Source organism: Streptomyces mangrovi (assembly GCF_900114215.1).
Classification (GTDB): Bacteria; Actinomycetota; Actinomycetes; order Streptomycetales; family Streptomycetaceae; genus Streptomyces; species Streptomyces barkulensis.
In genome coordinates this window covers 1-1,486 of record NZ_FOSG01000051.1, presented here as the reverse complement: position 1 = coordinate 1,486, position 1,486 = coordinate 1, and the positions used below count along the sequence as shown (strand labels likewise).

Here is a 1,486-nt window from a genome sequence, read left to right as displayed (position 1 = left end):
GGAGCGCAAGGGCCGAGTCCGGTGATGCTAAGTCCGTGAAGCCGCCCGCATCCTTCGGGATGTGGTGCCGGTGGAGCCGACGGCCCGATCCGGTAGTAGGTGAGTGATGGGGTGACGCAGGAAGGTAGTCCAGCCCGGGCGGTGGTTGTCCCGGGGTAAGGGTGTAGGGCGCCAGGCAGGTAAATCCGTCTGGCACAAGAGCCTGAGACCTGATGCCGAGCCGATGACGGTGAAGTGGATGATCCTATGCTGTCGAGAAAAGCCTCTAGCGAGTTGCACGGCGGCCCGTACCCCAAACCGACTCAGGTGGTCTGGTAGAGAATACCGAGGCGTTCGGGTGAACTATGGTTAAGGAACTCGGCAAAATGCCCCCGTAACTTCGGGAGAAGGGGGGCCACGTCCGGTGATCCGTCTTGCACGGTGAGCTGGGGGTGGCCGCAGAGACCAGCGAGAAGCGACTGTTTACTAAAAACACAGGTCCGTGCGAAGCCGTAAGGCGAGGTATACGGACTGACGCCTGCCCGGTGCTGGAACGTTAAGGGGACCGGTCAGTCATCCTGCGGGGTGGCGAAGCTGAGAACTTAAGCGCCAGTAAACGGCGGTGGTAACTATAACCATCCTAAGGTAGCGAAATTCCTTGTCGGGTAAGTTCCGACCTGCACGAATGGCGTAACGACTTCTCGACTGTCTCAACCATAGGCCCGGTGAAATTGCACTACGAGTAAAGATGCTCGTTTCGCGCAGCAGGACGGAAAGACCCCGGGACCTTTACTACAGCTTGATATTGGTGTTCGGTTCGGCTTGTGTAGGATAGGTGGGAGCCGGTGAAGCATGCACGCCAGTGTGTGTGGAGGCGTTGTTGAAATACCACTCTGGTCGTGCTGGATGTCTAACCCGGGTCCGTGATCCGGATCGGGGACAGTGTCTGGTGGGTAGTTTAACTGGGGCGGTTGCCTCCCAAAGGGTAACGGAGGCGCCCAAAGGTTCCCTCAGCCTGGTTGGTCATCAGGTGGTGAGTGTAAGTGCACAAGGGAGCTTGACTGTGAGACTGACGGGTCGAGCAGGGACGAAAGTCGGGACTAGTGATCCGGCGGTGGCTGGTGGAAGCGCCGTCGCTCAACGGATAAAAGGTACCCCGGGGATAACAGGCTGATCTTCCCCAAGAGTCCATATCGACGGGATGGTTTGGCACCTCGATGTCGGCTCGTCGCATCCTGGGGCTGGAGTCGGTCCCAAGGGTTGGGCTGTTCGCCCATTAAAGCGGTACGCGAGCTGGGTTTAGAACGTCGTGAGACAGTTCGGTCCCTATCCGCTGTGCGCGTAGGAGTCTTGAGAAGGGCTGTCCCTAGTACGAGAGGACCGGGACGGACGAACCTCTGGTGTGCCAGTTGTTCTGCCAAGGGCATGGCTGGTTGGCTACGTTCGGGAGGGATAACCGCTGAAAGCATCTAAGCGGGAAGCCTGCTTCGAGATGAGGACTCCCACC

Annotated in this window: 1 rRNA gene; it reads left to right on the top strand. The window is 58.8% G+C overall.

Features of this window, described 5'->3' with window-relative positions:
- Positions 1-1,486 (top strand): 23S ribosomal RNA (locus tag BM237_RS28565); the annotation flags it as partial.